Origin of the sequence: Bradyrhizobium sp. Mp27, from assembly GCF_029953005.1 — a bacterium.
Classification (GTDB): domain Bacteria; phylum Pseudomonadota; class Alphaproteobacteria; order Rhizobiales; family Xanthobacteraceae; genus Bradyrhizobium; species Bradyrhizobium barranii.
The window spans coordinates 259516-284746 of the sequence record NZ_JASAUS010000002.1 but is presented as its reverse complement, the minus strand read 5'-3'; the positions used below and the strand labels follow the sequence as shown (position 1 = coordinate 284746).

The 25231-nt window shown below is 63.8% G+C and carries 33 protein-coding genes and 2 pseudogenes; 21 read left to right on the top strand and 14 right to left on the bottom strand.

What is annotated here, in order from left to right:
• The 3 genes and pseudogenes from QJT78_RS02940 to QJT78_RS02930 form a co-directional block, all read left to right on the top strand.
• Positions 1-706 (top strand): annotated as a pseudogene (locus QJT78_RS02940) (hypothetical protein); the annotation flags it as partial.
• A gap of 90 nt (positions 707-796) precedes the next feature.
• On the top strand, positions 797-1573 hold the full coding sequence (locus QJT78_RS02935) for a leucine-rich repeat domain-containing protein (protein WP_028152297.1): 777 nt from the start codon (positions 797-799) through the stop codon (positions 1571-1573).
• Between the two features lie 14 nt (positions 1574-1587).
• Positions 1588-2100 carry a mismatch-specific DNA-glycosylase gene (locus QJT78_RS02930; RefSeq protein WP_028152298.1) on the top strand — a complete coding sequence of 171 codons (513 nt, stop codon included), beginning with the start codon at positions 1588-1590 and terminating at the stop codon, positions 2098-2100.
• 104 nt (positions 2101-2204) lie between these two features.
• Here the strand turns inward: QJT78_RS02930 and QJT78_RS02925 are convergent, their stop codons facing one another.
• Together QJT78_RS02925 and QJT78_RS02920 are read right to left on the bottom strand one after the other, a co-directional pair.
• Positions 2205-2933: an SDR family oxidoreductase gene (locus QJT78_RS02925; protein WP_038941870.1), complete on the bottom strand. Its 729-nt coding sequence runs from the start codon at positions 2931-2933 to the stop codon at positions 2205-2207.
• A gap of 188 nt (positions 2934-3121) precedes the next feature.
• Positions 3122-3559 (bottom strand): annotated as a pseudogene (locus tag QJT78_RS02920) (VOC family protein).
• Positions 3560-3726: 167 nt separating this feature from the next.
• Between QJT78_RS02920 and QJT78_RS02915 the strand changes: the two are divergent.
• From QJT78_RS02915 to QJT78_RS02905, 3 genes are all read left to right on the top strand, one after another.
• Positions 3727-4377: a glutathione S-transferase family protein gene (locus QJT78_RS02915; RefSeq protein WP_028152300.1), complete on the top strand. Its 651-nt coding sequence runs from the start codon at positions 3727-3729 to the stop codon at positions 4375-4377.
• Positions 4378-4568: 191 nt separating this feature from the next.
• Complete coding sequence (locus tag QJT78_RS02910; RefSeq protein WP_028152301.1) at positions 4569-4961, top strand: hypothetical protein; 393 nt, start codon at positions 4569-4571, stop codon at positions 4959-4961.
• A gap of 11 nt (positions 4962-4972) precedes the next feature.
• Positions 4973-5665: a glutathione S-transferase family protein gene (locus QJT78_RS02905; RefSeq protein ID WP_028152302.1), complete on the top strand. Its 693-nt coding sequence runs from the start codon at positions 4973-4975 to the stop codon at positions 5663-5665.
• A 109-nt stretch (positions 5666-5774) separates the two neighbouring features.
• Here the strand turns inward: QJT78_RS02905 and QJT78_RS02900 are convergent, their stop codons facing one another.
• A complete protein-coding gene (locus QJT78_RS02900; RefSeq protein WP_028152303.1) occupies positions 5775-6209 on the bottom strand; it encodes a hypothetical protein in 435 nt (144 codons plus the stop codon).
• 527 nt (positions 6210-6736) lie between these two features.
• Between QJT78_RS02900 and QJT78_RS02895 the strand changes: the two genes are divergently transcribed.
• From QJT78_RS02895 to QJT78_RS02885, 3 genes are all read left to right on the top strand, one after another.
• Positions 6737-7120 (top strand): RidA family protein, encoded by a 384-nt coding sequence (locus tag QJT78_RS02895; protein ID WP_038941868.1) that lies wholly within the window; start codon positions 6737-6739, stop codon positions 7118-7120.
• A gap of 183 nt (positions 7121-7303) precedes the next feature.
• Complete coding sequence (locus QJT78_RS02890) at positions 7304-7564, top strand: hypothetical protein (protein WP_028152305.1); 261 nt, start codon at positions 7304-7306, stop codon at positions 7562-7564.
• Positions 7565-7805: 241 nt separating this feature from the next.
• Positions 7806-8057: a hypothetical protein gene (locus tag QJT78_RS02885; RefSeq protein ID WP_028152306.1), complete on the top strand. Its 252-nt coding sequence runs from the start codon at positions 7806-7808 to the stop codon at positions 8055-8057.
• A gap of 106 nt (positions 8058-8163) precedes the next feature.
• On the opposite strand, the gene QJT78_RS02880 is transcribed toward QJT78_RS02885, so the two are convergent.
• Positions 8164-8649, bottom strand: a complete 486-nt coding sequence (locus QJT78_RS02880; RefSeq protein ID WP_028152307.1) for a molecular chaperone DnaJ — start codon at positions 8647-8649, stop codon at positions 8164-8166.
• A gap of 111 nt (positions 8650-8760) precedes the next feature.
• Here QJT78_RS02880 and fabG point away from each other — a divergent pair, with 111 nt between their 5' ends.
• The 3 genes from fabG to QJT78_RS02865 all read left to right on the top strand — a co-directional run bounded on the left by fabG (position 8761) and on the right by QJT78_RS02865 (position 10584).
• Positions 8761-9528: a 3-oxoacyl-ACP reductase FabG gene (gene fabG / locus QJT78_RS02875; RefSeq protein WP_038941867.1), complete on the top strand. Its 768-nt coding sequence runs from the start codon at positions 8761-8763 to the stop codon at positions 9526-9528.
• A 204-nt stretch (positions 9529-9732) separates the two neighbouring features.
• A complete protein-coding gene (locus tag QJT78_RS02870; protein ID WP_028152309.1) occupies positions 9733-9981 on the top strand; it encodes a helix-turn-helix domain-containing protein in 249 nt (82 codons plus the stop codon).
• Between the two features lie 111 nt (positions 9982-10092).
• The gene (locus tag QJT78_RS02865; RefSeq protein ID WP_038953275.1) at positions 10093-10584 is read left to right on the top strand and encodes a collagen-like protein; all 492 of its coding nucleotides are present in this window, start codon (positions 10093-10095) and stop codon (positions 10582-10584) included.
• Here QJT78_RS02865 and QJT78_RS02860 read toward each other — a convergent pair.
• Positions 10581-10820: a hypothetical protein gene (locus QJT78_RS02860; RefSeq protein WP_028152311.1), complete on the bottom strand. Its 240-nt coding sequence runs from the start codon at positions 10818-10820 to the stop codon at positions 10581-10583. The genes QJT78_RS02865 and QJT78_RS02860 overlap by 4 nt on opposite strands.
• Before the next feature lie 95 nt (positions 10821-10915).
• On the bottom strand, positions 10916-11182 hold the full coding sequence (locus QJT78_RS02855) for a DUF2277 domain-containing protein (protein ID WP_028152312.1): 267 nt from the start codon (positions 11180-11182) through the stop codon (positions 10916-10918).
• Positions 11183-11424: 242 nt separating this feature from the next.
• On the opposite strand from QJT78_RS02855, the gene QJT78_RS02850 reads away from it, so the two are divergent.
• The 3 genes from QJT78_RS02850 to QJT78_RS02840 all read left to right on the top strand — a co-directional run bounded on the left by QJT78_RS02850 (position 11425) and on the right by QJT78_RS02840 (position 13360).
• Positions 11425-12486: an alpha/beta fold hydrolase gene (locus tag QJT78_RS02850; RefSeq protein ID WP_028152313.1), complete on the top strand. Its 1062-nt coding sequence runs from the start codon at positions 11425-11427 to the stop codon at positions 12484-12486.
• Positions 12487-12504: 18 nt separating this feature from the next.
• Complete coding sequence (locus QJT78_RS02845; RefSeq protein WP_028152314.1) at positions 12505-12846, top strand: MmcQ/YjbR family DNA-binding protein; 342 nt, start codon at positions 12505-12507, stop codon at positions 12844-12846.
• A 160-nt stretch (positions 12847-13006) separates the two neighbouring features.
• Positions 13007-13360, top strand: coding sequence for a hypothetical protein (locus tag QJT78_RS02840; protein ID WP_028152315.1), 354 nt, complete (start codon positions 13007-13009; stop codon positions 13358-13360).
• Between the two features lie 5 nt (positions 13361-13365).
• Here the strand turns inward: QJT78_RS02840 and QJT78_RS02835 are convergent, their stop codons facing one another.
• Positions 13366-13608 carry a hypothetical protein gene (locus tag QJT78_RS02835; RefSeq protein ID WP_028152316.1) on the bottom strand — a complete coding sequence of 81 codons (243 nt, stop codon included), beginning with the start codon at positions 13606-13608 and terminating at the stop codon, positions 13366-13368.
• A 45-nt stretch (positions 13609-13653) separates the two neighbouring features.
• Entirely contained in the window at positions 13654-15078 is a 1425-nt protein-coding gene (locus QJT78_RS02830) for a S8 family serine peptidase (RefSeq protein ID WP_080586464.1), read from the bottom strand.
• Positions 15079-15248: 170 nt separating this feature from the next.
• On the opposite strand from QJT78_RS02830, the gene QJT78_RS02825 reads away from it, so the two are divergent.
• Positions 15249-15851 carry an MSMEG_1061 family FMN-dependent PPOX-type flavoprotein gene (locus tag QJT78_RS02825; protein ID WP_028152317.1) on the top strand — a complete coding sequence of 201 codons (603 nt, stop codon included), beginning with the start codon at positions 15249-15251 and terminating at the stop codon, positions 15849-15851.
• Between the two features lie 134 nt (positions 15852-15985).
• Here QJT78_RS02825 and bfr read toward each other — a convergent pair whose 3' ends face one another.
• The 3 genes from bfr to QJT78_RS02810 all read right to left on the bottom strand — a co-directional run bounded on the left by bfr (position 15986) and on the right by QJT78_RS02810 (position 17336).
• Positions 15986-16474 (bottom strand): bacterioferritin, encoded by a 489-nt coding sequence (bfr, locus tag QJT78_RS02820; protein ID WP_038941864.1) that lies wholly within the window; start codon positions 16472-16474, stop codon positions 15986-15988.
• A gap of 131 nt (positions 16475-16605) precedes the next feature.
• Positions 16606-16878: a (2Fe-2S)-binding protein gene (locus QJT78_RS02815; RefSeq protein WP_028152318.1), complete on the bottom strand. Its 273-nt coding sequence runs from the start codon at positions 16876-16878 to the stop codon at positions 16606-16608.
• 161 nt (positions 16879-17039) lie between these two features.
• Entirely contained in the window at positions 17040-17336 is a 297-nt protein-coding gene (locus tag QJT78_RS02810; RefSeq protein ID WP_028152319.1) for a hypothetical protein, read from the bottom strand.
• 135 nt (positions 17337-17471) lie between these two features.
• Here QJT78_RS02810 and QJT78_RS02805 point away from each other — a divergent pair, with 135 nt between their 5' ends.
• Together QJT78_RS02805 and QJT78_RS02800 are read left to right on the top strand one after the other, a co-directional pair.
• A complete protein-coding gene (locus tag QJT78_RS02805) occupies positions 17472-17798 on the top strand; it encodes a hypothetical protein (protein WP_028152320.1) in 327 nt (108 codons plus the stop codon).
• Positions 17799-18009: 211 nt separating this feature from the next.
• On the top strand, positions 18010-18294 hold the full coding sequence (locus QJT78_RS02800) for a hypothetical protein (RefSeq protein ID WP_028152321.1): 285 nt from the start codon (positions 18010-18012) through the stop codon (positions 18292-18294).
• A 99-nt stretch (positions 18295-18393) separates the two neighbouring features.
• On the opposite strand, the gene QJT78_RS02795 is transcribed toward QJT78_RS02800, so the two are convergent.
• Both QJT78_RS02795 and ettA read right to left on the bottom strand, forming a co-directional pair.
• The gene (locus QJT78_RS02795; RefSeq protein ID WP_028152322.1) at positions 18394-19620 is read right to left on the bottom strand and encodes a lytic murein transglycosylase; all 1227 of its coding nucleotides are present in this window, start codon (positions 19618-19620) and stop codon (positions 18394-18396) included.
• 7 nt (positions 19621-19627) lie between these two features.
• Positions 19628-21277: an energy-dependent translational throttle protein EttA gene (ettA, locus tag QJT78_RS02790; RefSeq protein ID WP_028152323.1), complete on the bottom strand. Its 1650-nt coding sequence runs from the start codon at positions 21275-21277 to the stop codon at positions 19628-19630.
• A 236-nt stretch (positions 21278-21513) separates the two neighbouring features.
• On the opposite strand from ettA, the gene QJT78_RS02785 reads away from it, so the two are divergent.
• Both QJT78_RS02785 and QJT78_RS02780 read left to right on the top strand, forming a co-directional pair.
• Entirely contained in the window at positions 21514-21729 is a 216-nt protein-coding gene (locus QJT78_RS02785; protein ID WP_028152324.1) for a hypothetical protein, read from the top strand.
• Positions 21730-21874: 145 nt separating this feature from the next.
• Entirely contained in the window at positions 21875-22837 is a 963-nt protein-coding gene (locus tag QJT78_RS02780; protein WP_028152325.1) for a D-2-hydroxyacid dehydrogenase family protein, read from the top strand.
• Positions 22838-22894: 57 nt separating this feature from the next.
• Here the strand turns inward: QJT78_RS02780 and QJT78_RS02775 are convergent, their stop codons facing one another.
• Entirely contained in the window at positions 22895-24091 is a 1197-nt protein-coding gene (locus tag QJT78_RS02775; protein WP_028152326.1) for a L,D-transpeptidase, read from the bottom strand.
• 365 nt (positions 24092-24456) lie between these two features.
• Between QJT78_RS02775 and QJT78_RS02770 the strand changes: the two genes are divergently transcribed.
• Positions 24457-25230 (top strand): hypothetical protein, encoded by a 774-nt coding sequence (locus tag QJT78_RS02770; RefSeq protein WP_028152327.1) that lies wholly within the window; start codon positions 24457-24459, stop codon positions 25228-25230.
• The last annotated feature ends 1 nt before the right edge of the window (position 25231 follow it).

Here is a 25231-nt window from a genome sequence, read left to right as displayed (position 1 = left end):
ACGTCAACGCATACAACGACAGAGCCGAGCCCTTCGTCTGGACCAAGAAAAAGGTCCGTCAACGCCGTTTCAAAGGCCGCCGTATCACTCAGCTCTGATTCCGGGTACTAGTTTCTTCTCAAAAGTTTGGACCAAATCCGAGTTAGACGGGCTCGTGGCGAAAGAGTCTGATGGCACGAAAGTGATTTTGCCTATCTGGCACCAACTTAGCCGCGAAGATGTACAAAAGCATTCTCCAATTCTGGCCGGTCGCCTCGCCGCCCGGACTTCCGAGGGCATACGAGCCGTCGCCAGCAAGATCATCAAGGTCGTAAGCGGTAGCGGCCCCACGTCGCGCAAAGGAACCCCCATCTTCGCTGGCCGGCTAACAAAGAAGAAGCTTTTGGAATTGCCTGAAGGAAGCTTTTTCTTGAGCAACACCTACAATGCCGACCTCACGCCCGCGCTTGCCGAAGAAATCCCCTCGCATCACGCGCGGGAACCTTACTGGGAAAAGCTGAGCAAGGAAGGGCTCACCAAATCAAAGTGCTACATTTTCTCTGACGCATCGGCGTATCGAGAACACATGGCGGCGAGGGACATATACAAACCAGAAGAACCTGGAGGTGCGAATCCTCGCCCAGCAGCAAAGGTGACTGCCGCGAAATTCGACATCGACCTAGTGCGAGCCTATTTGGCTGTCGGACGATCACCACCAGAAGCTTGAATTCCTCAGATCAAGCATCTCAATTTCGATGACCAAAAATTCCAGTTTGAAGACCTCAATGGCTTCAAAAATCTTGATCACCTAGAACGGTTGGACCTGTTCGATATCGATCCGCGCGATATCGACGCCCTCGCCGGACTTAAAAGACTACGGTGGCTATATCTAAGTGGCGGGCAGGCACCAAATATCGATGCTTTAGCAAGTATTAGTAGCTTGGAGCACCTGAGCCTCAATATGCAGCAGATAGAGAGTCTGGATCCAATTTCGAAGCTTTCCGAACTAAGATACTTGGACATCTTCTGCCCCAACATCAAAGACATCACCGCACTTGGAAATCTTAGAAAATTGGAGTTTCTTCGCATTTACACTACTCCCATTGAGAGCGTGGAGCCTCTGCGCAACTTGTCCAAGCTGCGAATACTTGACCTTTTTGCAACCTCAATAAGAGCGATCGACTCACTTTCCGAACTTTACAACCTTGAGAATCTTTCCCTTTGGAAGACTCGCGTAATGGATATAGGGCCACTGGCAAGCCTTACGAACCTTCGCACTCTTGATCTCGATGAAACAAAGGTCCGAGAGATAAGTTGTCTGGCTGCTCTTAAGAAACTAAGATTCCTAAGCGTTCGACAAACAAGCGTGCAGGACTGTTCTACCCTGCTCAAAGAGATCCCAGACCTCCAAATCTTCGTTGAACATGAGCCATATGGAAGGGAAACAGTCATTGACCTGAGCGAGGCCTGGCAGGTCTGGTATTGGACTGAGCAATTGAGCATCAGCGATGCGAAGCTTCGATCAGCTATTAAGAGGCATGGAAATTCCGCAAACACTATCATCGAGAAACTAACCTCAGCGCGACGAGAATGAGGGATTTATCGACTTTGCCCGAGGTCCCCTGTGACCGCCTCCCCGATCAACTCCTTCCCGACCTCCGGCTCGTCTTCGTCGGCACCGCCGCCAGCACCCGTTCGGCCGAACTCGGACACTACTACGCCCATCCTGGCAACCGTTTCTGGCGGGCGATCCATGAGGCCGGCATCACGCCGCGGCGTTATCAGCCGGGCGAGTTCGCCGCGCTGCTCGAACTCGGGATCGGCTTCACCGATCTCTCCAAGTCGGGGGCCGGGATGGATCACCAGATCGCGACTGAAACGATCGACGTGCCGGGGTTCAGGGCCAAGATCGAAAAATATCGGCCGCGAACGATTGCGTTCACGAGCAAGAAGGCCGCGAGCTTGTTTTACGGCAGGCCATCGAGCGGGATCACGCTGGGGCGGCAGCCGCGCGACGAGAAGCTTCCCGACGTGTTCGTGCTTCCCTCGCCGTCCGGCGCCGCGTCAGGGCATTGGACGCTGGAGCCGTGGCGAGAACTCGCGGCGTGGATCAGATCGTAGGGTGGATTAGCGCAGCGTAATCCACCGAGGTCTGTCCCGGCGGAGACAGAAGTGGTGGGTTACGCTGCGCCAACCCACCCTACGGCACGACGAGAGCATGCGCCCTAAAGATCGAAATTGGTCGGCAGCATGACCACGTCGCGAATGGTCATGCCGCGCGGCCGCGTCAGCATGAACATCACCACTTCAGCCACGTCGCTGGCCTCCAGCAGGCTGCCCGTGTCCCTGGCTTCCTTCAGCTTCTCGGGCGGCCAGTCCGCGAGCAGTGAGGTGACGACCGGGCCGGGCGAGATCGAGCCGACGCGAATGCCGTGCTTGAAGACCTGGCGCCGCACCGTCTGGACGAAGCAGTTGATCGCCCATTTGGACGACGCATAGACCGGCTCCCAGGGCGTCGGAAAATGCGCCGCCAGCGAACTCGTGACGATGATGTCGCCGCTCCGGCGCGCGATCATGTGCGGCAGCACGTCGTGCACGTTCTTCATCACGACGTTGACATTCAGGTTCAGCATCCGGTCGATGGCCATATTGTCGGCATCGACCAGATCGCCACCGACATAGGTGCCCGCATTCGCATGCAGGATGTCGAGCTGGCCTGCCTTCTCCAGGACGCGCGGCAGCAACGATGCGCAGTCCTTGGGATCCAGGAGGTCAACGACCAGCGGGATCACGGCGTCGCCATGCTTGTTGCCGAGCGCCTTCAGCGCGGCCTCGTCGCGGTCGACCATCACCACGCGCGCGCCCGCGGCCAGCATTGCTTCAGTGCTCGCCAACCCGATGCCCGACGCGGCGCCGGTCACGGCAGCAACCTTGCCTTCCAATTCGTTTCCCATGGGGTCACCATCCTGCTGATGGTCGGCAGTATAGCGATGCAGGACGAATTGGCGATGCGGATCGCCGGCCTCGTAGGGTGGGCAAAGGCGCTCTTGCGCCGTGCCCACCATCTCTCCACAAATCCGGAGGAACGGTGGGCACGGCGCGAAGAGCGCGCCTTTGCCCACCCTACGGCACCGTCAGCCGCTCACCCCGCATACGCCTTGTCCAGATCCGCGATCACGATCTTCCGCATCTCCATCATCGCCTGCATGACGCGGTTCGCCCTGGTGCGGTCGGGATCGCCGAGGTAGCGTCCGAGCGCTGACGGGATCACCTGCCAGGACAGACCAAATTTGTCCTTGAGCCAGCCGCAGCGGGATTCCTCGCCGCCGTCGGCAGTCAGGCGGCTCCAGAAGTAGTCGACCTCGGCTTGCGTCTCCACGCTGATGAAGAACGAGACCGCCTAGGTGAAGCGATATTGCGGCCCGCCGTTGAGTGCGTGAAAGCGCTGGCCTCCGAGTTCGAACACCGCCATGGAATCGCTGACGGTCTCGACTTTTGCGTTGGGGAACACCGCTTTGTAGAAGGCGACGGCTTCCTGGACGTTGTTGGCGAACCAGAGGAACGGCGTGATTGACGTCATGAAATTGTATCCTTTTCGTCCTGGACCGGACGCGCGACCATCGCTCCAAGGACGAGCGGCGGAACGCTGTTCCGACACGGGCGCTGGACTTTTTGCGACGCCCCTGTCGGAACCCGAGCCGGCCATTCGTCCTTTGAATGCAACGCCGATCACCCCGGAGCCGCCAGATGCCCACCATCACAGCCTTTGAAAACTCGCCCGACCGCGGCAAGGGGCAAGCGCGCGACATGCGCGTTCGCTGGGCGCTCGAGGAAGTGGGCCTCCCCTGCGACGTCCGCCCCGTGTCGTTCGCGGCGATGAAGGACCCCGCCCATCTTGCGCTGCATCCGTTCGGGCAGATTCCGACCTATGAGGACGGCGATCTCGTCCTGTTCGAGTCGGGCGCGATCGTGCTGCACATCGCCGAGCGCCATGATGGATTGTTGCCAAAGGATGCGAATGCGAGGAGCCGCGCGATCGCGTGGATGTTTGCCGCGCTCAACACGCTGGAGCCGCCGATCGTCGAGTTCGGGATGACGATGCTGTTTGAGCGCGACAAGGGCTGGTACGAGGAGCGGCTGCCGGTCCTGAAGGATCGCGTCCGTGTCAGGCTCGGCGAATTGTCGCGTCGCCTCGGCGAGGCCGAGTGGCTCGACGGCGCGTTCAGCGCCGGCGATCTCATGATGGTGACGGTGCTGCGCCGGTTGAATGCCTCTCGCCTGCTGGAGGAATATCCCGACCTCTCAGCCTATGTCGCCCGCGGCGAAGCGCGGCCTGCGTTCCGCCGGGCGTTCGATGCGCAGCTGGCGGTGTTCACCGCCGCATCGACCAGTAGATAGAGGCCGCGCCTCTCACCGAAGCCGGTACATCTCCGATCCCATACGTCGAACGGGTGACGCCGGGCGTCCTCCGATCGAATGACGCTGCGCACAATGCGCAAGACTGTTGCCAGCCCGTCGCTCCGGCGATACGACTTGAGATGGAAGAGCCTGATATCAACCGGCCCGCATCATCCCAGGAAGGCACCGCCATGAGCGACGATCTCTCCGGCGTCTGGGATGGCAGCTACATTCAACCGGGCACCGGAATGGTCACCTTCACCGCAACTCTGGTCGAAACCGGCGGCGCGATCAGCGGAAGCGTGACCGAGCCCTGCTCGAACCCGCGTTGCCCGCTGCGAACCCACAACGCCTCGATCGCGGGCCAGCGCTCCGGCAACGCGGTCTCGTTCGTCAAACACTACGAGCCGCCCGGCTACGGCTACGACACAGTCCATTACGAAGGCACGATGAACGCCGAGGCGACCGAAATCGACGGGCGCTGGCAGCTGCAGGGCTCTTCCGGCGCGTTCCTGATGATCCGCGCCAGCAAGGCCGCGCAAGCGGCCACGACGGAGCAACACGCCAAGGTGCCATCGCGCTGAAGGGAACAACCATGCTGACGCTCTATTCCTACCCGGAACTGTTCGGCGTCGCCGACAACAACGGCTACGGCCTCAAGGTCTACGCGTTCCTGAAGCTCGCAGGCGTGCCGTTCGTGCACGAGCATGTCTTCGATGCCTCTGCCGCGCCGCGCGGGCAGCTGCCTTACGTCGTCGACGACGGCGAGACCATCGGCGACAGCGAGACCATCATTGCGCATGCGATCGCCAAATATCGCCTGAGCATCGATGCCGCACTATCGCGGGACGCACGGCGGACCAATCATTTCGTCACCCGCATGCTGGACGATCTCTACTGGGTGATGTCGTATTCGCGCTGGAAGGACGATCGGTTCTATCCGGCATTCCGCGACGCCTTCATCGCGCAGCATCCGCAACTCAATGCCGAGGGACTGGAGAAGGCGAAGGCGTACAATTCGCAGCGCTATTATTTCCAGGGCATCGGCCGCTACACGCCCGAGCAGGCTTACGCGCGGGGCCTGGCCGATCTGGAAGTGCTGGCGGAGATCGTTCCCGCCGCGGGCTTCGTCCACGGCGCGGCGCCGACCAGCTGTGATGCCGGCATCTACGGCTTCATCGCCAACATCTATTATTTTCCGATCCCGACGCCGCTGAAGGCTTTTGTCGATGCGCACAAGAATCTCGTCGCGCATTGCGAGAGGATTCATGCGGCGGTGAGATCGTAGGGTGGGCAAAGGCGCGCTCATTGCGCGCCGTGCCCACCATGCATCCGCATTTGCGGCACGAATGGTGGGCACGCTTCGCTTTAGCCACCCTACGCCTGCACTCCGCGCCCTACCGCATCGTGATCGCGAGCCCGCTCAGATCCGCATTCGCCATCAGGCCGGTCTGGTAGCCCGACAGCTCCAGCACCGCGCCCTTCTGGTTGGTCAGCACGATGGCGCGGGCGCCGCGGCCGACGGCAAGGCCGGCACCGGCCGCACCATAGACGCCGGCGACGTCGGAGGGACGGTTGATGTTGGAGACCCGGCCACGCAGCACGGTCTTGGAGCCGCCGAAGACGAGGCCGTAGTCGAGCCCGCCGGTCGAGAGCCCATAGGAGCGGCCGCGGAAGTTCAGCACGCCCGAGCCGCCCGAACCGCCGATGATCCAGCCCGCCTTGTAGATCGTCAGCACCACGGTGCCGCCGTCGGCCATCGCCGAGGTCGAAAGGCCGGCCAGTGCGGCAATGGCGACCAGCGCGGCGCGGAAGGTGGTAGCGAGCTTCATGGGGCGTCTCCGGGCGTATTTTTCAAGGGAGGATTCGAATCAGATGCAGCGAATGTATCCGATGGATCGCGGCGGCAACATAATGGAGCGATGTGGGGCGCGCGCTGCAGCAGCGCATTCGACTGTCATCGCCCGGCTCGACCGGGCGATCCAGTACTCCGAGACGGCAATGAGATGCGGAGAAGCCGCGGCGCACTGGATGCCCCGCCTGCCGCCTACGCTAAAGCTTCGGCGCCCCTGGACCTCAGCCTCGGCGAAGCCTTGGCGTAGCCGGGTCGCGGGGCATGACGGCGGAGTTTGGGGCCGCCTGCCGACACCACCGCCATGATGCCATTCTGCCCCTGTTTTGCCCGACGGAGCAAGTGAATTGTTCGGCTATACCGAATTTGAAACACTGACGATTTCTACGGTGCATGGGGTTGTTTTCGCGTTTTTGTTTTGCCTGCCTTCCCCAATGCCGATTGCAACTCCCCCGCATGTCGCTACGCTCGTGCGGGCGACGCGACCGTTCCATCCGAGGTGATCCCATGTCGATCCAGCATTTCGCACCCCCGCCGCACGTCAAGGCGCCGCCGCTGTCCTTTGCCACGCGCGTCGGCGATCTCCTGTTCGTCTCCGGCATTCCCGGCTTCGACGGCAATGGCGCGCTGCCGGACGGTTTCGAGGCCCAGTTCGCCAACGTCGCCGTCAACATCAAGCGCGTGCTCGACGAAGCCGGTGCGACGGTCCGCGATCTCGTCAAGGTCAACGTGCTGCTCACGCGCGCTTCCGACGTCGCCGCGATGAACGCACTCTATGCCGGCGCGTTCGGTCCGCCGCCCTACCCGGCGCGCACCACCTGCGTGGTGCAGGCCCTGCCGGACCCGAAAATGCTGATCGAGATCGAGGCAGTTGCATCACTGGCGAAGTGAACCACGCTTAGCGTATGTGTCTTGGCGCATGTGTCTTGGCGTATGTGTCTTGCCGGGCACTCGGCCGAACCAAGTGCACGGCTCCCTCTGACATATCCGTGAGACGGCGGCCCCTCGGCTTGCCAAGGACCTGCTTTTACCGCACGGATTTTCGGGTCCCACTTCCCCACTAGGAGATTTTTCATGCGTCGCGTGCTCGCCCTCTGTGCCGTTGCCGGCATCGCCTCTTCCGTGTTTGCCGTGCCGGCGTCGGCAGCAGCCGGCTATTACGTGATCCGCTGGGACAACACCGGCATTTGCCAGGTCTGGAACGAGGACCTGAAGTACAAGCCGTTCCAGTGGGGCGCGTCGACCTACAAGGTCGTCAGCAAGCCGGTCCCGACCTTCACCGCGGCTTCGGATCTCCAGATCAAGCTGCGCTCGGAGCGCCGCTGCACGCTCTGAGCGTCACGCGACGAATTTGATTTTGAGGGCGGGCCGCGCGAGCGACCCGCCCTTTTCCTTTGCAGGCGCGCGCTGGTTTTTTCTGGTTCAAATGACGCGTTTCCTGCGCGCACGCTTTGAACCTGATCAGCCGGCGGAACTACTCACATCTTGTCCGGGGCGCATCCCCAAAAGCGCTCCACACCATGCCTCCCCGCCATTGTCGGGAGGTGCATCACATCTTTCATTTGAGGAGCTGATCATGCGTCGTATTTCCGTGCTGTGCGCTGCTGCGGGCCTTGCCGTCACCGCCTTCGTCGCTGCGAGCCCTGCCCAAGCCAGCTATCACCTGATCCGCTGGCAGGACACCGGCTTCTGCCAGATCTGGGACGAGAGCATCCCGACCGCGCCGTGGCCCTCCGACTACGCCCGCGTCAGCACGACCGTGCCGACCTTCGTCGATGCACTCGTGCTGAAGGATCACGCGTTGAAGAGCGGCCACTGCACCTGGTAAAATTTCGATCGGCGGACGACGAGCGGGCAAGGGCGCGACGCGTCCTTGCCCGCTCTTTTTTTGGCCTGCACAGAGCGGATCGGCGAGGCGCGGCGACAGCGCGCGCTCACGCGTCCTTGTGCGCGCCGGGATGGATGAGGAGGTCGCGCGCGGCGGCGAGGTCGATGAAGGCTTGCGCGCTGCCGCCCTGGTCGGGATGCTTGCCCTTGGCGGCGCGGCGGTAGGCCTGGTTGATGTCGTCGCAGGTGAGCTGCACGGCGAGCGGCAGGCCGAGCATCCTGCGGGCACGATCTTCGCTCGAGAGCTGCTTCGGCATGGCGTTGCGGCGGCCGAAGCGCGGCGCAGTGAGATCATGGACGACCTCGAGGATCACGCCGACGCGGCGCTGGGCCGCCAGCGTGGCGCTGTGATCGTCATTGTCCACGGCCTGGCGCAGCACCGGAAGCGCCTGCTCGGCCGCCTGGCGCAGCGTGGCATCCGTGCTCATGCGCACGATCTCGGCGACGAGCCGGCCCGCGTCGGCCCAGTCGGCCGGCTGCGCCGACCGCAGGCGTTCGAGAGCGAGTTTCCAGGATTCAAGCCGTCCCATCATGCGCGCAACGTTTAGCAATGAAGATCAGTATGCCAAGGCGGCCGTTTCCGACCCCTTAATTTCGAGTTAGCCTTTCATGAAACTTCGAAACGAATCCGGGAGGAAATTGTCATGGCATTGCTCGCAAACCACGTCGCCGTCATCACGGGCGCCGGATCCGGCATCGGCCGGGCGATCGCGGCCGGCTACGCCCGCGAGGGCGCGCAAGTGGTGCTGCTCGACGTCAACGCCGATACTGTCGCAGAGGCCGCGCAGGAGATCCGCAAGGCCGGCGGCAAGGCCGAGAGCTTTGCGCTCGATGTGACCAAGCGTGACGACTGCTTTGCGCTTGCCAGGCAGGTCGCCGACAAGGTCGGGCAGGTCTCGATCCTCGTCAACAATGCGGGCATCACCCGCCGCAACGCCTTCACCGCGGACACGGAGACGGTGGCGAAGGACTGGAACGACATCATCTCGCTCAACCTCAACGGCGTCTTCAACGTAACGCAGGCGTTCCTCGCGCCGCTGCGGGCCGCCAAGGGCCGCATCGTCAATATCGGCTCGATCCAGTCCTTCGTACATCTGCGCACGCCGAGCTCGGCGGCGTATACGACCTCGAAGCACGGCGTGCTCGGCTTCACCAAGGCGCTCGCGGCCGAGCTCGGCAAGGAAGGCGTGCGCGTCAACGCGATTGGGCCGGGCTTCATCGAGACCAACATCAACGCCAACGTGCGCGCGACCAAACCGGCGCTGGTGCAGGCCTTCGTCGATCACACGCCGCTGGCGCGCACAGGCAAGCCCGAGGACATCGTGGGCCCCGCGATCTTCCTCGCGTCGGATCTGTCGGCCTATGTCACGGGGACGATCGTGATGGTGGACGGCGGGTACCGGACGGTGTGAGCGGGCGCGCAAAATCGGCCCGCATCGCTATGCATCCCGTGCCAATCGCGGCACCTTCGCGGCAATCCCAAGGTCAATTGGTGCGATCGTCCGCGATTAACCACTCGTTAACCAAACCCGCCCACCGTAGATCTACGGCTAGGGGGCCGTTGGTTCTCGATCGCTTCCAGAGATGGAAGCGGGCGTTGATCGGGAGGTGTGTTGATGACCACTGTTCATGTCGCTGCGTCCGAACCGGGCGCGCAATTTCTTGCCCCTAACGAAATCGTTCCGCTGTTGATCGGCGCGACCGTCGACGAGGTCGAGCGCGAGCTCGTGCTCCAGACGCTCGCCCGCTGCGACGGCAACCGCACGCGCGCATCGCGCGTGCTCGGCCTGTCGGTGCGCACGTTGCGCAACAAGATCAGGATCTATGCGGCGTCCGGCATCGACGTGCCCGCGTATCACGACTAGCACGCGACGTGGGCACATTGGTGTTGATCAAGCCCGGCGCAAGGCGCCGGCGGAATTGCTGCTGTCGTCAAACGCCGCTAAGTAGCTTGCTTCCTTAGAGGGAGTAGTGGCGTGGCAGACGATCAGGGACGGCAGGGTCCGCGTGGGCGGCAGGGCGAGCCGGGACGGCCGGGACCGCAGGGTCATCCGGGGAAGCGAGGGCCGGACGGCCAGCGCGGCAAGCCGGGACCGCAGGGCAAGCCCGGGGCGGCCGGAAAGGCCGGCGCGCAGGGCAAGGCTGGCCTGCCGGGCAAGCCAGGCGAAGCCGGCGCGCGGGGCGCAGCCGGGCCGCAGGGGCCGGCGGGGCCGCAAGGCCCACGCGGCGAGCCCGGACCGCCCGGCCAGCTGCCGTCGATCGAACAGGTGCTGCCGTGGCTCGATCAACTCTTCGACGCCTGGGACGAGCGCCGCCGTCAGCGCGAGCGTGAAGCTGCCGAACGCGAGGCGCTGGAAGCCGCCGTGCATGAGGTTGAAGAGGCAATCGTCGATGACGAGGCCGACGACGGCGAAGGCGACGATCACCGGAAGAAGAAGAAAAAGAAGAAGCACGGCCACAAGGACTAGCCGGGCGGAAGTTGCTTCGACGCCCCGGAGGACTCATCCTTGCGCGGCAGCATGCCCATGCGCTCGAACTGCCAGCGCATGGCGCGGTACCAGAGATAGCCGACCAGCGTGCCGAGCAGCGTGAGGATGACGAGGTTGACGCTGCTGTAGGAGCCGCTCCACCACATCATCCATGCGGTCCACAGCACAGTGAAGGTGACGGCACCTGCTCTGAGAGGAATAAGGGGGCGGCTCATGGTCGTGCTCCGGGCTGTCAAAACCCCGGCAGACATCATCGCAAGTTGAGGCCGCTCTCACCGTGAGCCAGATCACGGAATGGACGCAGCACCGCCTAACCGAACCGCAGCCGCGAACGTTCCTTGGCCTTCTCCGCCTCGATCTCACGGTCCCGCGCCGGCGCATGGGTGTGCAGCGAAGTCAGGAGCTTTCGCGCAGCCGCCGACACTTCCGCGACCGCAAGCTCGAAGGCCTCTTCATTGGCCTGCGACGGCTTGTTGAAACCGGAAAGCTTGCGCACGAACTGGAGCGCGCTGGCGTGGATCTCGTCCTCCGTCGCGGGCGGCTCGAAGTTGAACAGCGTCTTGATGTTGCGGCACATGCAGGCTCTCCCGTAGCGGTGTTCCCCTGAGGACGATCGGCGAGGCCGAAATCCTACATCCCGGGCGCAGCCGTGTCATAGGCAGGACCAGCCATATCTGATCCGCAATTATTCCCCTTGCGCGCCGCACCATCGGGGAATGTTTTTCGGGGGGCGATGATGGGTCCGGTCTCGATCCTCCGTGACCAGCTGATAAGATCGCGTCCAACGCGGCCGACCATGAGCCGCATGGGGAGAGAAACATGAAAACGTCTTGCGCAGCGCTAGCGGCCATCCTGCTGTCCATCGCAACGCCGGTTATGGCCGCCGATTATCCAGCGCCTAAGCAAGGCGACTGGATCGCCAAGGACTTCAAGTTGCACACCGGCGAGACCATGCCGGAATTGAAGCTGCACTACACCACCGTCGGTGAGCCCTCAGGCCAACCCGTGCTGGTGCTGCACGGCACCGGCGGCTCGGGCGCGAGCATGCTGTCGCCCGCCTTCGCCGGCGAGCTGTTCGGCGCGGGACAGCCGCTCGACGCGTCCAAATATTACATCATCCTCCCCGACGCGATCGGCCACGGCAAATCGTCAAAACCGTCGGACGGCATGAAGACGAGCTTCCCGAAATACAATTACGACGACATGGTCGAGGCGCAGCATCGTCTCGTAAAGGAGGGTCTCGGCGTCAAGCATCTGCGGCTCGTGATCGGCAATTCCATGGGCGGCATGCAGACCTGGCTGTGGGGCGAGAAATATCCGCAGGAGATGGACGCGCTGGTGCCAATGGCCTCGCAGCCGACCGAGATGGCCTCGCGCAACTGGATGATGCGGCGGATCATGCTCGACACCATCCGCAACGATCCCGACTACAATGGCGGCAATTACACCAGCCAGCCGCGCTTGATGAAATACGCCATCACCGCCTACGGCATCGCCAGCATCGGCGGCACGCTCGCCTATCAGCAGCAGGCGCCGACCGCGGCCAAGGCCGACAAGATCGTCGACGAGCGGCTGGCGACACCGATCACGTCCGATGCCAACGACTTCCTCTACCAGTGGGGCTCCTCGCAAGACTACAATGCCGGCGACAAGCTGGAGCAGATCGAGGCGACGCTGCTGCTGATCAACTCCGCCGACGACGAGCGCAACCCGCCGGAGACCGGCATCACGGACGCCGCGATGAAGCGGGTCAAGAACGGCAAGCTGTATCTGATCCCCGCGAGCACCGAGACGCGTGGCCACGGCACCACCGGCAACGCGAAATTCTACGTCGAGCAGATCAGGCAATTGCTGCAAACCGCGCCGCAGCGGACGATGTGAGCCGAGCAGCAAGACAGTATGTCGAACGCTCGCTTTCGCAAGGCTGCGCTGGCGCTTCCCGGAGTCATCGAGGGCGCACATCACGGCCACGCCGACTTTCGCGTCGGCAAGCGCGTGTTCGCGACGCTGGGCTATCCCAATGAAAAATGGGGCATGGTGAAGCTCACTCCTGACCAGCAGGCCGTGCTCATCGACGCGGAACCGGAGATGTTTCGTCCGGTCCCCGGCGCCTGGGGCAGGAGCGGCAACACGAATGTGAAGCTGGCGAAGATCGATCAGGTGACGTTGCGGAGCGCACTCGAGATGGCATGGCGCAATGTCGCGCCGAAATCGCTGCTTGCATCGCTCGAGACACGATAGGAAGGATCGTACGCGCAAGTTCGCGCTGTGCGTCTGGCTGGCCGATCATACCGCAACGCATCATATGCCTCTCGCGCCGCATATTATTTGAGCATGCATTGCGCTGACAGCTCGGGCTTAATCGCGTCAACGATACGAATCGAACGCGACGGAGGATCGCATGCACAGGCTCGCGCTGTGCGTTTGGCTGGCCGCGACGATGGCGCAGACGAGCGCCGCGTTCGCGTTCGACAACGGCCAATACGACCATGTGCCGCCCGACATCCGCGCCTGGTTCAAGAGCGTGATTGCGCCGAACGGCGTGCCCTGCTGCGACATCTCCGACGGCCATCGCACCGACTACGATGTGCGAGGCGGCACCTATTGGGTACCGATCGAGGGACAGTGGATGGAGGTGCCCGAGCGCGCCATCATCCGCGATCGCGGCAATCCGGTCGGCCAGGCCGTTGTGTGGTACGTCCACCACCGCGGCGCGATCATCATCAGTTGCTTCGTGCCGGCCGATGCGGTGTAGGCCACTCAGGCCTTGAGGTCTCGCCTGGGCGAGGCCTCGACATATTCGATGTCATCGCCGAAATCGTCGAGCGCGGCACGAACGGATTTGGCGTCGGCCTCGGCGACGGTGAAGATCGCGGCCAGGTTTTGCCGCTTCTGTCCCGGAAACAGGCTCTCGGCGGCGTAGCCGGCATCGCCGAGCGTCTTGATGATCTTGCGCCGTCGGCGCCGATCGACATGGTCGTGGAATTTGAATTGCACGGACATGATGCAAAGCTAGCCGCTCGCGGCACCCGATCAAGGTCGCAGAATCTATTTTCGTCCCTTTCTCGCCGGCTTTGCCTTTGCAGCTTTCTTGGCAGTCTTCCTGCCCGATTTGCTTGCAGGTTTCGCGCGGCCGAGCGCAGCGGCAACATCCAGCAGGCCGGCGCCGTACTCCGGCGTAAAATCCTTGCCTCGCATCGCCGGCAATTTGGTCGCAGTCGCGATCAGGCGCCTGGCGACCGCAAGCCCTGCCGCTCTGGATTTCGTCTTGTTGATGTAGACGAGCGCGGCGGCGCCGGTCACATGCGGTGTTGCCATCGACGTCCCGGGCCAGGAATCGTAGCTGGTATGGTCGGCGAAGCTTGCCTTGACCCGGGGCACCGTCGACAGGATGTTGACGCCCGGCGCGACCAGCTTGATGTGCTTCCCCGTATTGGAGAACGAAGCGCGCCGATGGGACTCGTCGACGGCGCCAACTCCGATCGTGTCCGGGTAGCCCGCCGGGTATTCCTTCGGATTGCCGTCCTCGAACTCGTTCCCCATCGCGGTGGAGATGATGACACCGGCCTCGATCAGTTCGGCGAAGGCCGTCGCTTCCGTCTTTGAATGTTCCTCGCCGCCAATGCTGAGATTGATGACCTTGATGTTGGAATCGAGCGCGGCCGCGAGCGCCTTGCTGTAGAAATCGAAGTTGAAATTCTCATCGTCGCCTGCGCGCTTGGGATCGTCGAACACCTTCCAGCAGTGCAACCGGCAATTGGCCAGGCCTGCGATACCGACCGAGTTATTGACCACGGCCGCGATCGTGCCGCTGACATGGGTGCCATGACCGAGAAAATCACGCGGTCCGTTGCCGTCGTGCCTGTAGTCCTCGATCGCGTCCACGAGATCGGGATGTCCGGCGTCGACACCGCTATCGAGCACAGCGACATGAACCCGCCCCGCACCTGGCCGCGGTCGATCGAACCATCTGATGGCGCGAAGCCCCCACTGCCTGATCTTCATGGGATCGGCGGCGGCATTGAGCCACCGGTTGGGAACGGGCTCGACCAGATCCACCGCCCTGGAGGCACGCAGGCGCTTCAGGACGCCTGCATCGACCTTCCCGTCCTTCAACTGCACGATCTGAAATCCGGCCAACGCCTCCCGCGGCGGCGCCGTTGCGGAGCGTGCTATCGAGCGGTGAACCGCGGCCAAAGCCATCGCCTGGGGCTGCGCGGGTGCCTCATCGCCGCCGACCACGAACAGCGGCTTCATCGACTGAAGCCCGAAATTGTCGCGCAGGAAATCGATCGGACCTCTGACGTCGTCGGGCATCGCAGCCATCAGCGCGCGTGACGTTGTCGCCTGAAGCGAGGCTGCCGCGATCTGCCGGGCAGCGGCCGGCTTCAACCGAACGATCAATTGTCCCGGGACATGCTTGCGACGGCGTGGCCGATCGCCCGCGACCCGCATTGCCTGCGTTGGGGCCATGACGAATTCCTCGCTTGAAAAGCAACAAAATACGACACCCGTTATAAGCGAAATTTCTGGTCTACGCCACCTGCGTCATGCCGTGGCTACGCTGGGCCGCACCTGCTATTTCGGGGATAGCGATCGAGCCGGAGAATGCTATCTTGTGGCCCTCAATCAGGGAGACCTTCGTGACCGATCTTTGCGCCGAAGACCTCGCCACCATCTATGCCAAGCCGAGCCTGCGCGTGATCGCAAAGGCGCGTCCCGCGATCGATGCGCATGCGAAGAAATTCATCGAGATGTCGCCGTTCTGCGTGCTTGCAACGTCAGGCGTCGACGGCAGCGTCGATGCATCGCCGCGCGGCGGAGGGGTTGGCTTCGTCCATGTCGCTGGCCCCAACCAGGTGCTGATGCCCGACCGTGCCGGCAACAACCGGATCGATAGTTTTCGCAACGTCGTCGAAGGCTCGGGCTTCGTGCATCTGTTGTTCTTCGTCCCCGGCATCGACGAGACGCTGCGCGTCGGCGGACGCGGCACGCTCTCGGCCGATCCGGACCTGCTCGCATCGATGGTGGAATTCGGCAAGCCGCCGCGCGCGGTGCTGAACGTCGCGGTCAGCGAAGTCTATTTCCACTGCGGCAAGGCGCTGATGCGCTCGAAGCTGTGGTCACCGGAGAAGGTGCAGCGCTCGGTGATGCCCAGCATCGGCCAGGTCATTCACGACCAGACGGGCCTGGGGGAGCCGGAGAGCCAGGAGATCGTGGAAGAGCGCTACAAGACGCAGTTGTAGGCGAGAGCGTTCGCCGCTCAAAAGAACCGTCATGCCCGGGCGAAGGCCCGGGCATCCACGTCTTCGTCGCGCGGCCAAACGTGGATGGCCGGGACAGGCCCGGCCATGACGAAGGAGAGAGCCGGTGCCGGAGCTTAGTGCCCCTCGCCCTCGAGCCCACCGACGTGCTTCTGCGTGTAGAGTTCGAGACCGATGCGGCCGATCAGGTCGAGCTGGGTTTCGAGGAAATCGATGTGGTGCTCCTCGTCGCCCATCAGCTTCTCGAACAGGTCACGCGTGACGTAGTCCTTGGCGCCGTTGCAATAGCCGGCGGCCTCCTGGTACAGCGCCCGCGCGCTCATCTCGGCGGCGAGATCGCACTCGATGATCTCCTTGACGTTCTGGCCGATGCGCAGGGGATCGAGCACCTGCATGTTCGGGAAGCCGTCGAAGAACAGGATCCGCTCGGTGAGCTTGTCGGCGTGCTCCATCTCCTCGATGGACTCCTTGCGCCAGACCTTGGCCATGTCCCGCAGGCCCCAATTGTCGAGGAAGCGGTAGTGCAGCCAGTACTGGTTGATTGCAGTCAGCTCGTGGCGCAGCGCCTTGTTGAGATAGTCGATGACTTTTGCGTCGCCCTGCATGATGCACTCCAAATCTTGCGTCCAAATCGGCCCTAACCGACTTTAGAACGCTTCTAAATCAGTTTAAGGACGAGAGCAACCGGCCACGGGGACGCAGCCGGGGAAAAGCTCAGCCGAAATTGCGGAAGTTTTCAGCAGGCCGCGAGGGCGAACCTGGGGAGCTCGGCCGTCTCGTCATTGGCGGCCACGGCGTGGCTGTGCGGGCAGCCCGAGCAGCAGGACTTGGCGCAGGGGCCAAGCGTTTCGTCGATGATGGTCTTGATGGTACGGGCGCAACGGCCGCATTCGGCGCTACAGCCGAGGCATCCATAGACCTGCTTGGCATGACGTACGGCGTCGTCGGACTCGGCGACCGCGGCTCGGATGTCGTCATCGCTCAGCACGTTACAGGAACAAACGATCATGGAAGCGGCAGGCCCTTCGGTGATGCGTCATCATCGATATTTAAGGGGCCGTCCGGATGCAAAGGGAAAAACCGGTATTTGAAGCTATTCCAAACTAGCCTGGAAACAGCCTAGAACGGCTCTAAAATAGGGAGTTGCGCTGGATCAAGATCTTGGCGGACCTAGTCACCGCCACCGCCTCCACCACCATCGCCGCCACCTCCGCAATCCCCGCCACTGCTACCGCTATCGCTGCTGGAACAGCTGTCGCTCGAGCTCCCCGAGCTGTCGCTCGAAAACCAACTCCCCAGCGAAAAGCCGTCGCTGGCCCCTGAATAGCCGTCGCCGCCACTTCCTCCGTCATGGCCGGCAGCCGCGCGCAAGCGCCGCCCGCGGTTCTGGAGATGGGCGAACCAGCCATAGCCAATCGCGAAAATGACCCCGGCAGCGATCAGAGTATTCATCATCGCGTTGCCCATCGTCGTCTCCCTCACGAACCTGCGATCCATTAATTGGTCGCCCCCGGCGAAGGTGCCGTTCATTGATCATTCAAACGAAGTATGGAACTTTCCCCCCCAAAGAGTTCCCGCCTGTTCGTGCGAAAGGTCACGCCAATGAAGAAGTTTTTACTGACGGTTGCCGCCGTCGCCACCCTGGCCCTCACGGCCGGGACACCGGCCCACGCTCAGCGTGGTGTCGCCGCCGGCGTGGCCGCCGGGATCATCGGTGGCGCCATTGTCGGTGGCGCGCTGGCTTCTCCGTATTATTACGGACCCGGTCCGGGCTACTCCTATGGCCCCGGCTATTACCCGCCCCGCTACTACGCACCGGGTCCCGGCTATGTCGCCGACGACTATTACGGTGACGGCTGCGTCTGGCAGAGGCAGCGCTTCTGGGATGGCTACGCCTGGCGCGTCCGTCGCGTCAGAGTCTGTGGCTGAGGCGCGCTGAACCGGTTCACGACGGACGCGCCGTTCATCTCCGGGCCCGAAAAAGACCGCTTTTTCTCGTCACAGCTCCGTGCGCGTTTACTGTGGATTGACCAATTGCGCGCTTCCTAGCTGCACGGTCGATTTCATCAGAGTGTGCGTGAACCTTTGAAACCCGGATGCTCCTAACAAGGGACGTCCATCTCCCAGGAGAGCCAAGAGCATGAAGAAGACTTTTGTTGCCGCCCTCACGGTTGCGACGATCGCCGGTTCGCTGGTGACCGCCACTCCGCCTGCCAAAGCCGGTGACAACATCGGCGCCGGCATCGCGGCCGGCCTGATCGGCGGCGCCATCGTCGGCGGCGCGATCGCATCGAGCCGCCCGGCCTATGGTGGCCCGGTTTACGTCGCCGAGCCCGGCCCGCCGCCCCCGCCCTGCTACTGGCAGCGCCAGCGTTATTGGGACGGTTACGGCTGGGTCGTCCGCCCGGTTCGCGTTTGCTACTGATCTGATCGCAAGATCCGATCGCATGGCGCATCCGCGCCGCGATCGAAGCCCGGCCGAGCACCTCGGCCGGGCTTTTTCTTTGGCGAAGAGTTAAGGCCGCTACCGCGCCGCCTGGATCGAGCGCAGCACCTCTTCGCTCGGCCAGCAATCGACCTTGAGGCCTGCCGACTTCTGGTAGGCGCCAAGCGCCGCGCGCGTCTGCATCCCGGCCTTGCCGTCGATCTTGTCCTTGTAGAGCCCGACGCGCGTGAGCCCGCGCTGCATGGTCTCGACGTCCTTGGTGCGCAACTGCTTGGAGGCCGCCCATTGTGTCGCGAACGGCAGCGGGCTCGTCATGCGGTCGCCGAGATGGCCGACGAACAGCACGTAGAGGTCGGAGAAATTGTACTCCTTGATGACGAAGTAGTTCTTCGTCGTCAGGAACGACGGGCCGTAAATGCCTTCCGGCTGCAGCAGCGAGGCCGGCTGCGCCTGCTCGGCGGCGCTCAGCTTCTCGCCACGCACCGGCACAAAACCTTCGCGCAGCCACTGGCCGATCGGCTTCGTCACCTCGGGCACGCCGCTGGTGCAATCGACCTTGGCCGGCGCCTGGACCTCGTAAGCCCAGCGCACGCCGCTCTGCCAGCCCTTGTTGACGAGCTGCTGCGCGGCCGAGGCCAGCGCATCCGGCACCGAATGCCAGATGTCGATGCGGCCGTCGCCGTCGAAGTCGACACCGTGCTTGTAGTATTCGGACGGCAGGAATTGCGTGAGCCCGGTGGCACCCGCCCAGGACGAGCGCATGTCCTTGCGCGTCACCACGCCCTCGCCGAGGATCTTCAGCGAGAGGATGAACTCGTTGCGATAGGTGTCCTTGCGTCGCCCGACATAGGCCTGCGTCGCCAGCACGCGCACGAGATCGTAAGGCAGCGTGTAGCGGCCGTAATCGGTCTCGCGGCCCCAGATCGCGAGCATGGTGGTGGCCGGCACGCCGGATTTCTTCTCGATCTCACTCAGCGCCGGGCGATATTTTTGCAGCAGCCGCTGCCCCTCGCCCGCAAGCCGCGCGATCGAGGCTTCCTTGACGTAGTCGGCCGGCACCTGCACGAACTCGGCCTGCGACGGTGCGCCAGTGGCCGGCCGCCCGGGCAGGATCAGGTCGGGGAGCTTGTAATCGGGCTCGAGCCCGCGCGTCTGCTCATCGAATGTCGCGCGCGACACGCCGGCGGCCTGCGCCTCCGGCCAGAGCGAGGCGATGAACTGCGTGAAGGCGGCGTCGGCAGCGCGGGCGGGCGACAGGCCGCAGATCATCGTGATCACCGCAGCTATGAGCGCCCGCCGCATCATGCCCTCATCACCGCGTCAGCTTCTTGTACTTCACGCGGTGCGGAATGATGCTGTCCTGGCCGAGCCGGCGCATCTTGTCCTTCTCGTAGTCCTGGAAGTTGCCTTCGAACCATTCGACGTGGCTGTCGCCTTCGAAGGCCAGGATGTGGGTCGCGATGCGATCGAGGAACCAGCGGTCATGGCTGATGATGACGGCGCAGCCGGCAAAATCTTCCAGCGCCTCTTCGAGCGCGCGCAGCGTGTCGACGTCGAGATCGTTGGTCGGTTCGTCGAGCAGCAGGACGTTGGCGCCGGACTTCAGCATCTTGGCGAGATGCACGCGGTTGCGCTCACCGCCGGAGAGCGCACCGACCTTCTTCTGCTGGTCGGCGCCCTTGAAGTTGAACGACGAGCAATAGCCGCGCGAGTTGACTTCCTTCTTGCCGAGCAGGATCAGCTCGTTGCCGCCGGAAATCTCCTCCCACACGTTCTTGTTGCCGTCGAGCGCGTCGCGCGACTGGTCGACATAGCCGAGATGCACGGTCTCGCCGACCGTGATGGTGCCCTTGTCCGGCGTTTCCTGCTTGGTGATCATCTTGAACAGCGTGGTCTTGCCGGCGCCGTTGGCGCCGATCACACCGACGATACCGCCGGGCGGCAGCTTGAAAGTGAGATCGTCGATCAGCAGGCGATCGCCATAGCCTTTGCTGAGGCCTTCGAAGTCGACGACGTTGGCACCGAGCCGCTCGGCGACGGGGATGATGATCTGCGCGGTCTGGGTCTGCTTCTCGCTCGCCTGCTTGAGCAGCTCTTCGTAGCGCTGATAACGCGCCTTGGATTTGGCCTGGCGCGCCTTCGGCGAGGACGCGACCCATTCCTGCTCGCGCGCGATCGTCTTCTGATGCGCAGCGTCCTCACGGCCTTCCTGCTCGAGCCGCTTCTGCTTCTGCACCAGCCAGGACGAGTAGTTGCCCTCGTAGGGAATGCCCTTGCCGCGGTCGAGCTCGAGAATCCAGCTCGTGACGTTGTCGAGGAAGTAGCGGTCGTGGGTGACGATCAGGATCGCGCCGGGATAGTTGCGCAGATGGCCTTCGAGCCACGACACGGACTCGGCGTCGAGATGGTTGGTCGGTTCGTCGAGCAGCAACAGCTCGGGCTGGTCGAGCAGCAGCTTGCACAGCGCGACGCGCCGGCGCTCACCGCCCGAGAGTTTCGTCACATCGGCATCGTCCGGCGGGCAGCGCAGCGCGTCCATCGCCTGGTCGACCTTGCTGTCGAGATCCCAGAGGCCCTGGGCCTCGATCTCGTCCTGCAGCTTGGTCATCTCGTCGGCGGTTTCTTCCGAATAGTTCATCGCCAGCTCGTTGTAGCGATCGAGAATGGCCTTCTGCTTGGCGACACCCAGCATGACGTTCTCGCGCACGGAGAGCGCCGGATCGAGATGCGGTTCCTGCTCGAGATAGCCGACGCGGGCGCCCTGGGCGACCCAGGCCTCGCCGTTATACTCCTTGTCGAGGCCGGCCATGATCTTGAGCAGCGTCGACTTGCCCGAGCCGTTGACGCCGAGCACGCCGATCTTGGCGTCCGGGTAGAACGACAGATGAATGTTATCGAGCACCTTCCGGGTCGGGTAGCTCTTGGTCAGGCCCTGCATGAAATAGATGAACTGGCGCGCCATCGGTCCCGTGAAACCTTCGATTTGAGGAAATTTGCTTGCCGCCGATGTAACGATCCCGCCCCCAAAGGGCAATGTTTTCCCTCCGTTCACCACGGATCAATACGGAATGGACACCATCCGGCCGCCGATCCGGACAATTGAAACCATTTTTTAATAAAGTGGGCCAAAGCTCGTCGTGGCGCCGAAAAAGACGCCACCCGCGGCAGAAGCGGCGGGGAGAACAGCGAGGCCACACCATGGCTCTGATCGAGACCAATTCCATAGCCGTTCCGGCACGAGCCGGTAGCGCTTCCGGACTCGTCACGGAGATCAAGGGCTTCTGGAAGCGCTTCTTCGCCACCGCTTTCAACCCTTACCGCCCCGAGCTGCACTACATGCGTGGTCCCGGCCCCGCCTGGCGCGCCAAGCACGGCATGGACACGCCGTTCCGCCTCAAGCCCCGCGACCTCTGAGCCCTTCTCTCCTATCGGATCTCCTATCGGATTTTTGAACACGTCAGCTGCTTGCGCGCAGGCGTGATTGCGCGCAACCATGGCCAGGTTCCGACGATGGCGCCCTCCGCCTGGCGCCGACACCTCTCGCCATGGATAAAAGCTGATGACGCGGCTGCGCTGTGCAATTCTCGACGACTATTTCAACCTCGCCCTCGACGTCGCTGACTGGCAAAAACTGTCCGACCGCGTCGACGTCACCGTGTTCAGCCATCCCTTTGCCTCGGAGCAGGCCGCGGCGAGCGCGCTGGCCGATTTCGAGATCATCTGCGCGATGCGCGAGCGCACGGCGTTCCCCAAGAGCCTGTTCGCGTCGCTGCCGAAGCTGAAGCTGCTCTTGACCTCCGGCATGCGCAATGCCTCGATCGACATGGAGGCCGCGAAGGCGCAAGGCGTTGCCATCGGCGGCACGCAATACTCCCGCGATCCGACCGCGCCGCTGACCATGGGCCTGATCCTCGAGCTGACCCGCGGTATCGGCCGCGAGAATGCGCGCATGCATGCGGGCGAGCCCTGGCAGACCTTTGCCGGTGTCGAGATCGAGGGACTGACACTCGGCGTCGTCGGGCTCGGCAAGCTCGGCAGCAAGATGGCGGGCATCGCGAAAGCATTCGGCATGAACGTGATCGCCTGGAGCCCGAACCTTACGCCGGAGAAGTGTGCAGCGGCCGGCGTCGGCTACGCCACCAAGGAGGAGCTGTTCGCCAAGGCCGATATCATCACCATCCATGTGGTGCTGAGCGATCGCTCGCGCGGACTGGTCGGGGCTGCCGATCTCGCGCGGATGAAGCCGACGGCCTTCCTCGTCAACACCGCGCGCGGCCCGATCGTGGACGAGCAGGCGCTGCTGGAAGCCTTGCAGCAGCGGAAGATCGCGGGCGCCGGCATCGACGTGTTCTCGGTCGAGCCGCTGCCGGTCGACGATCCCTTCCGCAAGCTCGACAATCTCGTGCTGACGCCGCATCTCGGCTACGCCACCGAGGACGGCTTGCGCATCCATTACGGGCAGATGGTCGAGGCGATCGACGCCTTCACCGGGGGGCGCGAGCTGCCGCGCAAGCTGGCCTGAAACGAAAAGGGCGTGCCGACGGCACGCCCTTCACTGATCTGAATTGTCTCGCAGCGCTTAGCGCACGGTGACCGGCGCGGGCAGCGGCGGCACCACGGTCGGCTGGGTGCCCGGGACGGGGCCAGCCTGGGCAGCCATCGGAGCCGGACCGGCAGCGCCCGACGTCGGCGCAGCGGAGGCAGTCGCCGTTCCCGGCGGCGGGCCCCCCGGCATCACTACCACGCGGGTGCCGACCTTGACGCGGTCGAACAGGTCGGAGACGTCCTCGTTCAGCATGCCGATGCAGCCCGACGACACGAACTTGCCGATGGTCGAAGGCTGGTTGGTGCCGTGGATGCGGTAGACGGTCGAGCCGAGATACATCGCGCGTGCGCCGAGCGGATTGCCGGGGCCGCCGGCCATGAAGCGCGGCAGATAGGGCTGACGCTCGATCATCTCGGTCGGCGGATGCCAATCCGGCCACTCGGCCTTGCGGGTGATCTTCTGCACGCCGGTCCAGGTGAAGCCATCGCGGCCGACGCGGACGCCGTAGCGGATCGCACGGCCGCCTCCGAGCACGTAGTAGAGGTAGGTGTTCGGGGTATCGACAATGAGCGTTCCGGCCGGCTCCTTGGTCGCCAGCGAGACTTCCTGGCGGCGCAGGTTCGGCGACAACTGTGCCGGGGCAGCGTCGGGCTGCTCCTCGGGCGGCAGCGAAGCGATCGCCATCGGCCGGCCATCGTTGCCCACGGGCGGCTGGCCGGACTGAACCGTTCCGGTCGCGGCGGGACCACCGATGGCCTCCGGCGGACGCAGGCCGTCCCTGCCGGGTGCCTGACCCGGGCGATCGGCATAGATCACCGCGGGCGGGCCGGCGGGGCGGCCGTAGCGGGGATCGTCGGGTGACATCACGGGGCCCTGCGGCGGCGCCGCCGAATAGACCGGCGGAGCGCCAGCCGGACGGCCATAGCGCGGATCATCGGGCGACATCACCGGCCCCTGCGGCGGCGCGGCGGAATAGACCGGCGGAGGGCCAGCCGGGCGGCCGTAGCGCGGATCGTCGGCCGGACCGGGCGGCGGCAGCGACGCCTGCGGCATCGCGTCGTCTTCATCGTCCAGCGAGTCGAAATTCGGCGTGCGGTCGCCGGGGCGATATTCGGCTGGCGCGCCATAGCTCGGCGCCTGCTGGACCGGATAGCTCTGAGCCTGTGCGAGCGAGGTTCCCGCCGCAGCGACTGTTGCGGCAGCGCATATCGTCAGAAAATGTTTGATCATCATCGCTCTTGTATAGTCCCCGAGCCCATCCGGACCGTTAACGGCCAGATGACCGAAGATAGCGGCACATTCAAGACATTACAGGCTGATTTGTGCCTGAGTTAGCGATTTGTGATGCAGGTACACACAGTTGCCCCGTTGCATCACGGGGCGGAAATCGCATCCGGCCGTGGATTGCCGGAGTCTCCGGCCCGAATTTAAGGGAACGGCGCGGAGGCGTTGCGATATGTTCGAATCAGCCTGATTCGTCTCCGCTTTGAGCTTCCGTCCCGGCGCGGCGAACGGCAATCAGTACCGTCACCGCGTTCAGATGGCTCTTGGGTCCCGGCCGCCACCCGCCGGGGCGGAAATTCGTAACCCGTCCGATGCTTCCCGGCTTTCGCTTCCTGTTTGCCGCGATCCTGCTGTCAACCTCCATCCTGGTGTTCGGCCTAGGTGCCGCCGCGCTGCTGCGGGCCACCCACGAGCAGTATGTCAGCAACCCATCCTGGCGGAACGGCCCGCAGGAGAAGGTGTTTGCGCAGGCTTCCGAGCCGGCCCAGCCGGTGCTCGCGGCGCTCCGCGCCGAGCCTGAGGCGGCCGCCGAGCCCGCGCCATCGCTGCGCGACCGGGTGCCGACCATCGGCTTGCCGGTGAACGAGCCCGAACAGGTGGCCGCCCTGACGACCGAGCCCGACGTGCCGCCGCAGGTCACCGAGGCCGCGCCTCCGGCCGCCGAACCGGTGCAGGCCGAGGCCACGACGGAAGCCATCGCGCCGGCTCCCGCCGACACACTCACCCTGGCCGACACAACGGCATCGATCCCCGAGCCCACGCCTGCCGTGACCGCCAGCGAACCGGCGCCGGCCGATCCCGGTGCGGCCCTCGCCTCCCCGGCGCCCGACATTGCCCCGGCCAAGGTGGCCGCGCTGAACGATCCGGCTGCGCCGGCCTTGAAGGATGCACCGGCGAAGGCCAAGGGGGACGCGAAGGCGGACAGCAGCGCCCCGGACAGCAAGGCGGCCAAACGCCAGGCGAAGGCGAAGAAGCGGCACCGCATGGTGCGGCGTCCTCCGCCTCAGCAGTTGCGGCAGAGCTATGATCCGTTCGGCCAGCCGCAGCAGATGCTGGCGACAACGGCCACGCGCACGCGCCAGTAAG

Coding starts and splice junctions, on each gene's coding strand:
- QJT78_RS02925 (WP_038941870.1), bottom strand. CDS start 2,933: ATGGGAAACGAATTGGAAGGCAAGGTTGCTGCCGTGACCGGCGCCGCG.
- QJT78_RS02915 (WP_028152300.1), top strand. CDS start 3,727: ATGCCCACCATCACAGCCTTTGAAAACTCGCCCGACCGCGGCAAGGGG.
- QJT78_RS02910 (WP_028152301.1), top strand. CDS start 4,569: ATGAGCGACGATCTCTCCGGCGTCTGGGATGGCAGCTACATTCAACCG.
- QJT78_RS02905 (WP_028152302.1), top strand. CDS start 4,973: ATGCTGACGCTCTATTCCTACCCGGAACTGTTCGGCGTCGCCGACAAC.
- QJT78_RS02900 (WP_028152303.1), bottom strand. CDS start 6,209: ATGAAGCTCGCTACCACCTTCCGCGCCGCGCTGGTCGCCATTGCCGCA.
- QJT78_RS02895 (WP_038941868.1), top strand. CDS start 6,737: ATGTCGATCCAGCATTTCGCACCCCCGCCGCACGTCAAGGCGCCGCCG.
- QJT78_RS02890 (WP_028152305.1), top strand. CDS start 7,304: ATGCGTCGCGTGCTCGCCCTCTGTGCCGTTGCCGGCATCGCCTCTTCC.
- QJT78_RS02885 (WP_028152306.1), top strand. CDS start 7,806: ATGCGTCGTATTTCCGTGCTGTGCGCTGCTGCGGGCCTTGCCGTCACC.
- QJT78_RS02880 (WP_028152307.1), bottom strand. CDS start 8,649: ATGATGGGACGGCTTGAATCCTGGAAACTCGCTCTCGAACGCCTGCGG.
- fabG (WP_038941867.1), top strand. CDS start 8,761: ATGGCATTGCTCGCAAACCACGTCGCCGTCATCACGGGCGCCGGATCC.
- QJT78_RS02870 (WP_028152309.1), top strand. CDS start 9,733: ATGACCACTGTTCATGTCGCTGCGTCCGAACCGGGCGCGCAATTTCTT.
- QJT78_RS02860 (WP_028152311.1), bottom strand. CDS start 10,820: ATGAGCCGCCCCCTTATTCCTCTCAGAGCAGGTGCCGTCACCTTCACT.
- QJT78_RS02855 (WP_028152312.1), bottom strand. CDS start 11,182: ATGTGCCGCAACATCAAGACGCTGTTCAACTTCGAGCCGCCCGCGACG.
- QJT78_RS02850 (WP_028152313.1), top strand. CDS start 11,425: ATGAAAACGTCTTGCGCAGCGCTAGCGGCCATCCTGCTGTCCATCGCA.
- QJT78_RS02845 (WP_028152314.1), top strand. CDS start 12,505: ATGTCGAACGCTCGCTTTCGCAAGGCTGCGCTGGCGCTTCCCGGAGTC.
- QJT78_RS02840 (WP_028152315.1), top strand. CDS start 13,007: ATGCACAGGCTCGCGCTGTGCGTTTGGCTGGCCGCGACGATGGCGCAG.
- QJT78_RS02835 (WP_028152316.1), bottom strand. CDS start 13,608: ATGTCCGTGCAATTCAAATTCCACGACCATGTCGATCGGCGCCGACGG.
- QJT78_RS02830 (WP_080586464.1), bottom strand. CDS start 15,078: ATGGCCCCAACGCAGGCAATGCGGGTCGCGGGCGATCGGCCACGCCGT.
- bfr (WP_038941864.1), bottom strand. CDS start 16,474: ATGCAGGGCGACGCAAAAGTCATCGACTATCTCAACAAGGCGCTGCGC.
- QJT78_RS02815 (WP_028152318.1), bottom strand. CDS start 16,878: ATGATCGTTTGTTCCTGTAACGTGCTGAGCGATGACGACATCCGAGCC.
- QJT78_RS02810 (WP_028152319.1), bottom strand. CDS start 17,336: ATGGGCAACGCGATGATGAATACTCTGATCGCTGCCGGGGTCATTTTC.
- QJT78_RS02805 (WP_028152320.1), top strand. CDS start 17,472: ATGAAGAAGTTTTTACTGACGGTTGCCGCCGTCGCCACCCTGGCCCTC.
- QJT78_RS02800 (WP_028152321.1), top strand. CDS start 18,010: ATGAAGAAGACTTTTGTTGCCGCCCTCACGGTTGCGACGATCGCCGGT.
- QJT78_RS02795 (WP_028152322.1), bottom strand. CDS start 19,620: ATGATGCGGCGGGCGCTCATAGCTGCGGTGATCACGATGATCTGCGGC.
- ettA (WP_028152323.1), bottom strand. CDS start 21,277: ATGGCGCGCCAGTTCATCTATTTCATGCAGGGCCTGACCAAGAGCTAC.
- QJT78_RS02785 (WP_028152324.1), top strand. CDS start 21,514: ATGGCTCTGATCGAGACCAATTCCATAGCCGTTCCGGCACGAGCCGGT.
- QJT78_RS02780 (WP_028152325.1), top strand. CDS start 21,875: ATGACGCGGCTGCGCTGTGCAATTCTCGACGACTATTTCAACCTCGCC.
- QJT78_RS02775 (WP_028152326.1), bottom strand. CDS start 24,091: ATGATCAAACATTTTCTGACGATATGCGCTGCCGCAACAGTCGCTGCG.
- QJT78_RS02770 (WP_028152327.1), top strand. CDS start 24,457: ATGCTTCCCGGCTTTCGCTTCCTGTTTGCCGCGATCCTGCTGTCAACC.